The sequence below is a fragment of the Halorubrum sp. CBA1125 genome (genome assembly GCF_009742825.1).
Classification (GTDB): Archaea; Halobacteriota; Halobacteria; order Halobacteriales; family Haloferacaceae; genus Halorubrum.
This window is the reverse complement of sequence record NZ_WPCE01000202.1, coordinates 1-4900: the sequence shown is the minus strand read 5'-3', so window position 1 is coordinate 4900 and position 4900 is coordinate 1. Positions and strand designations below refer to the sequence as shown.

Genomic DNA, 4900 nt, shown 5'->3' with positions numbered 1-4900 from the left:
CCCCGCGGCGTCTGCTGGCCGGCCGCGCGGGCGTCCCGCGGGTGACCGCCTCGCCGGATCGTCTCGCGGTCGCATGTCCCGGTTGGCCGCGGTATCCGGGGTAAGGTGTTCGTCGATTCCGACGCGCGCTCGTCGAGCGAATCGCCGAGCCGCACGGCTGGGAGATAGCGGTGACCGACAGCGACCTCGACGGGGCGGAATTCGCGTTCACCGGCGTCGACCGTCCCTGAATCCGGGTCCGGCGACGGGTCGGTTCAGAACGCGTTCGGGTAGACGCTGATGTCGGCGTGGAGCTCGTCGCGCAGTGCGCTGTGGACGTGACAGATCTCCTCGCCGCGTTCGGCGACGTCCGCGGCCGTCTCGTCGTCGAGGTCGGCCTCGACGTGGACATCGAAGACGATCGACTCCAGGTCGTCGTCCTCGTCGAGATCGGCGCTCGCGTCGATCTGTATCTTGCCGAGGTCGTCTTCGCCGCGCTGGCTCCCCCCCACGCGGAACGCGGGGATGTAACAGGAGGCGTACGTCGCGACGAGCGCGGCGTTCGGGTTCGGCCCCGTCTCGTCGGTCGCGTCGATCTGCAGGTCGAAGTCGCCGACCTGACTCGTGCTGGCGTACCCTTCCTCGGAAACCGTGGAGGTTTCGATGTCTGCCATGATCGATTCCCGATTCGTACTCCCGCGAATAAAGGTTGCCGTCACGCGACGACTCGCCGGGGAGCCGCGGCCGGGTCAAAATCGAACCTCCTCTGCGTCGCGGGGCGGAACCGTCCCCGGACGGCGGTCGCTACTCCAGCGTGTAGGTCTCGTCGCCTTCGAGGACGACGGGCTCGGCCGCGGCGCCCGCCGCCTTCACCTCGTTGACGAACTCCCGCGCGTCGATCTCGATCGGCGGGAACGTGTCGTAGTGCATCGGGAAGACGACGTCGGCGCCCACCCAGTCGGCGGCGATGCCGGCGCCGGCGGGCCCCATCGTGAAGTGGTCGCCGGCCGGGAGCGCGGCGGCGTCGGGCTCGAGGTACGGCGCGATCACGTCGACCATCTCGGACATCAGCCCGGTGTCGCCGGCGTGGTAGAAGGTCGTGCAGTCGGGGTCCGACTCCTGGGTCGGCTTCTTGTCGCCGATGACGAAGCCGGTCGGCATCCCGGCAGACGTGCCGTAGCCCGTCTCGATCCCGTTGGAGTGGTCCGCGCGCACCATCGTCACCCACGCGTCGCCGCACTCGACGGTGCCGCCGATGTTCATCCCCATGCCGCCGACGGCGCTGTCGTGGCCGAAGTTGTCCTGGACGTAGCCCACGAGTTCGGGGGTCGCCACGACCGTCGCCCCCTCGTAGCGGTCCGCGTCGGAGATGTGGTCCGCGTGGCCGTGCGTCAGGAGGAGGTAGTCGGGATCCAGCTCCTCGGGGTCGACGTCGGTCTTCGGGTTGTCGAAGTGCGGGTCGATGAGCAGCTCCGTGTCGTCGACGACGACGTGCCACGTCGAGTGGCCGTGCCAGGTGAGTTCCATGGTTCGTCCGGTACATCTCGACGAGCACTAATAAAACTCGACACCACGGACCCGTCTTCCGCGGCCGAGTCGCGGCGTCGTCCGCCGCCGAACCTCGTCGGTGCTCGGTGCTCGGTGACCGTCTCCGACGTGCCACCGAAGGCCGACTCGAAGGGACGACTGACAACTATTAACACGTCCTCCGCCGTCCACCACCCATGCACCACGCACGGTTTCGCGACCCGGCCGGTTCGATCCGCGAAGGCACCTACGATCCCGAGGCCGACACCGTCGCCTTCGGCGGTGACGAGTACGCGTTCGACGATCCGGCCATCGACGTGCTCCCGCCGGTGGATCCGGAGAAGATCGTCTGTATCGGCCGGAACTACGTGGCACACGCCGAGGAGTTCGACAACGAGATGCCGGACCGCCCCCTGCTGTTTTTGAAGCCCCCGAACGCGCTGTCGAGCCACGGCAAGACGGTCACCGTTCCCGAGGGGAAAGACCGGATCGACTGGGAGGCGGAGATCGCCGTGGCGATCGGCGAGCAGTGCAAGGACGTCGACGCGGCCGACGCGATGGACGTGGTCGCCGGGTTCACCTGCATGAACGACGTCTCGAACCGCGACGACCAGCGCCGCGAACAGAACTGGGTGCGCGGGAAGGCATTCGACAACGCCGCCCCGCTCGGTCCGGTGCTGGCGACGCCCGACGAGGTCCCGGACGACGCGAGCGTCGAACTGCGCGTGAACGGCGAGACCAAGCAGTCGAGCGACCGCTCGCACCTCGCGTTCGACGTCCCGGCGCTGATCGAAGAGATCACGACGTACCTCACGCTCGAACCGGGCGACGTGATCGCGACCGGGACGCCCGAGGGCGTCGGACCGCTCTCCGACGGCGACACCGTCGAGATCGAAGTCGAGGGCGTCGGTACGCTCGAACACGACGTGGCGGTCCCGTAACGACCCTTCGCGGCCGTTCGGCCACCCTTAAGACCGGCGCGCCCGGAAGAGTCCGCATGGAACCACGGGATCTCTCCGATCACTCGACGTACGTGCCCGGACGGGGCGTAGAGGAGGTCGCCCGCGAGCGCGGGATGGACCCCGACGACCTGATCAAGCTCTCCTCGAACGAGAACCCCCACGGGCCGAGCCCGGCCGCCGTCGAGGCGATCCGCGCGCACGCCGACCGAGTGAACGCCTACCCGAAGTCTGCACACACCGACCTCACCGCGAAGATCGCGTCGACATGGGACGTCGACCCCTCGCAGGTGTGGCTCTCCGCGGGCGCCGACGGTTCGATCGACTACCTCTCGCGGGCGTTCTTGGAACCCGGCGACGCGGTGCTCGTCCCGACACCGGGGTTCGCCTACTACGGGATGTCGGCGCGGTACCACCACGGCGAAGCGAACGAGTACGCGCTCTCGGCGGCCGACGGGTTCACGCAGGACGCCGAGACGGTCCTGACCGCCTACGGGGGCGAGCGGATCGTCTACCTCACGTCGCCGCACAACCCGACGGGTTCGACGGTGTCGCTGGAGGAGGTCCGCGCGATCGCGGACGCGACCGCCGAGGAGACGCTGGTCGTCGTCGACGAGCCTACGGCGAGTTCGCGGAGGTGGACAGCGCGGTGCCGCTCGTCGCCGAACGCGACGACGTGGCGGTCCTCCGGACATTCTCGAAGGCGTACGGGCTCGCCGGGCTCCGGATCGGGTACGGCGTCGTCCCCGAGGCGTGGGGCGACGCGTACGCCCGGGTGAACACGCCGTTCGCCGCGAACGAGCTCGCCTGTCGGGCCGCGCTCGCCGCCCTCGACGACGAGGATCACGTCGCTGACGCGGTCGAGACGGCCCGGTGGGCCCGCGAGTACATCCGGGAGGAACTCGACGCGCCCACCGTCGAGTCCGCCGGCAACTTCGTGCTCGCGGACGTCGGCGATGCCGAGCGCGTCGCCGAGGCCGCCCAGGAGCGCGGCGTGATCCTCCGGGACTGCACCTCGTTCGGGCTCCCGGAGCACGTCCGGATCTCGACCGGCACGCGCGAGCAGACGCGCGAGGCGGTCGCCCGCGTCAACGACGCGCTCGCCGACCTCGGGCTCGGTGTTCGAGCGTGAGCGACGGCGACGCCGGCTCGGACGGTGAGGACGCGGACGCCCCGAGCGGTCCCGAGCGCGTCGCGGTCACCGGCACTCCCGGCACCGGAAAGACGACGGCGACGTCGTTGCTCGCGGACGCGTACGACGTGATCCACCTCAACGACCGGATCACGGCCGACGACGACCTCTGGACGGAGCGCGACCCCGACCGCGACACGCTCGTCGCCGACCTCGACGCGATCGCCGAGGCGCTCGGCGACTGGTCCGGCGTGCTCGACTCGCACCTCGCGCACCGGTTCGACGTCGACCGCGTCGTGGTGTTGCGCTGTCACCCCGAGACGGTCGAGCGACGGCTCCGCGAGCGCGGCGAGCCGGAAGCGACCGCGGTCGAGAACGCCGAGAGCGAGGCGCTCGACGTGATCCTCTCGGAGGCGGTCGCCGAGCACGGCGCCGAGAGCGTCTACGAGATCGACACGACGGACCTCGATCCGCCGGCGGTCGCCGACGCGATACGGGAGGCGATCGAGGGGGAGCGCGAGCCGAGCGCGGGCACCGTCGACTTCATGGAGTACTTATGAGTCGGCCGCGAGGTACGGATCGAGAATGACGCTCGATCGCTACCGGTCGACCGCGAACCGGCTGCTCCGGCCGTGGGTGACCGCTGCCGCCAAGCTCGGGCTCTCGCCCGACCAGGTCAGCGTGCTCGCGTTCGGGCTCGCGGTCGCCGCGGGCGTCGCGTTCGCGGCCGGCGAGCCGCGCTTCTACGTGCTCGGCGCGCTCTGCGTGTTCCTCAACGGCTGGTTCGACCTCGTCGACGGCGCGCTCGCGCGGCGGCTGTCGGTCGCCTCGGACGGCGGCGACTTCCTCGACCACGTGCTCGACCGCTACGCCGACATCGCGATCCTCGCGGGATTCACCGCCGGAATCGGCGCGTACGCGCTCGGATTCGCCGCCGTCACCGGCGTCCTGATGACCTCGTACCTCGGCACGCAGATCCAGGCGGTCGGCATCGGCCGCGAGTACGGGGGGGTGCTCGGACGCGCCGACCGGCTCGCGCTGATGGGGGCGACCGGGCTCGTCGCCGCGGTCTACCCGTCGCCGCTCGTCGTCGGACAGAACGTCGTCGGGCTCCTCCTCGTCCTGTTCGCCGTGGTCGGCCACCTGACCGCGCTCCAGCGGTTCCTCGGCGCGTGGTCCGACCTGTGAGGCGCCCGCCCCGCTCCGTGCTCCCCTCCTGACTGCCGTGATCTCCCCCCTGCCGGGTGACCCCCCCAAAACGAGGTGGCGCGCTCCGGTGAGCGGGGCGCGACAGCGCACGCGA

Annotated in this window: 5 protein-coding genes and 1 pseudogene; 4 read left to right on the top strand and 2 right to left on the bottom strand. The window is 70.3% G+C overall.

The genetic code is table 11. The annotated features are described in order from the left end of the window. Positions 1–254: 254 nt before the first annotated feature. Both GJ633_RS13950 and GJ633_RS13945 read right to left on the bottom strand, forming a co-directional pair. A complete protein-coding gene (locus GJ633_RS13950) occupies positions 255–653 on the bottom strand; it encodes an OsmC family protein (protein ID WP_156589302.1) in 399 nt (132 codons plus the stop codon). A 130-nt stretch (positions 654–783) separates the two neighbouring features. Beyond that, a complete protein-coding gene (locus tag GJ633_RS13945) occupies positions 784–1506 on the bottom strand; it encodes a metal-dependent hydrolase (RefSeq protein ID WP_156589301.1) in 723 nt (240 codons plus the stop codon). 197 nt (positions 1507–1703) lie between these two features. Here GJ633_RS13945 and GJ633_RS13940 point away from each other — a divergent pair, with 197 nt between their 5' ends. The 4 genes and pseudogenes from GJ633_RS13940 to GJ633_RS13925 all read left to right on the top strand — a co-directional run bounded on the left by GJ633_RS13940 (position 1704) and on the right by GJ633_RS13925 (position 4785). Next, on the top strand, positions 1704–2447 hold the full coding sequence (locus GJ633_RS13940) for a fumarylacetoacetate hydrolase family protein (protein WP_156589300.1): 744 nt from the start codon (positions 1704–1706) through the stop codon (positions 2445–2447). A 56-nt stretch (positions 2448–2503) separates the two neighbouring features. After that, positions 2504–3597 (top strand): annotated as a pseudogene (gene hisC / locus GJ633_RS13935) (histidinol-phosphate transaminase). After that, entirely contained in the window at positions 3594–4157 is a 564-nt protein-coding gene (locus GJ633_RS13930) for an adenylate kinase family protein (protein ID WP_197431352.1), read from the top strand. Before hisC ends, GJ633_RS13930 begins: the two are co-directional and overlap by 4 nt. A 25-nt stretch (positions 4158–4182) precedes the next feature. After that, the gene (locus GJ633_RS13925) at positions 4183–4785 is read left to right on the top strand and encodes a CDP-alcohol phosphatidyltransferase family protein (RefSeq protein WP_156589299.1); all 603 of its coding nucleotides are present in this window, start codon (positions 4183–4185) and stop codon (positions 4783–4785) included. Positions 4786–4900 lie beyond the last annotated feature (115 nt).

Coding starts and splice junctions, on each gene's coding strand:
- GJ633_RS13950 (WP_156589302.1), bottom strand. CDS start 653: ATGGCAGACATCGAAACCTCCACGGTTTCCGAGGAAGGGTACGCCAGC.
- GJ633_RS13945 (WP_156589301.1), bottom strand. CDS start 1,506: ATGGAACTCACCTGGCACGGCCACTCGACGTGGCACGTCGTCGTCGAC.
- GJ633_RS13940 (WP_156589300.1), top strand. CDS start 1,704: ATGCACCACGCACGGTTTCGCGACCCGGCCGGTTCGATCCGCGAAGGC.
- GJ633_RS13925 (WP_156589299.1), top strand. CDS start 4,183: ATGACGCTCGATCGCTACCGGTCGACCGCGAACCGGCTGCTCCGGCCG.